This window comes from Iodobacter violaceini (assembly GCF_011601265.1).
GTDB lineage: Bacteria > Pseudomonadota > Gammaproteobacteria > Burkholderiales > Chitinibacteraceae > Iodobacter > Iodobacter violaceini.
In genome coordinates, this window is the sequence record NZ_JAAOLX010000062.1 from 1 (window position 1) to 214 (window position 214).

At 56.5% G+C, this 214-nt stretch carries 1 protein-coding gene; it reads left to right on the top strand.

All coding sequences use genetic code 11. From position 1 onward, the window contains the following. Positions 1-214 (top strand): hypothetical protein (locus HA050_RS22785; RefSeq protein WP_166830601.1); only part of this gene is annotated, 214 nt, incomplete at both ends.

Below are 214 nucleotides of genomic sequence, written 5' to 3' on the forward strand. Positions count from 1 at the left end.
ACTCTGCCAACCGTGGATGACGCGCTGGTTGAAATCACTCCGGAAACCGTTCCTCTGACCATTGGCGGCGTTTCAGCCACCGGCGGGATTCTGGATAACGACAGCCCGGCCATTACCGGCATCGAAGTCGGCAATCCGGGTGTGGCGGATGACAATGTGGTGGAAGGTAATAACCTTGTCTTCAATGTTTCGCTCAGCACCGCCACCACCAAAG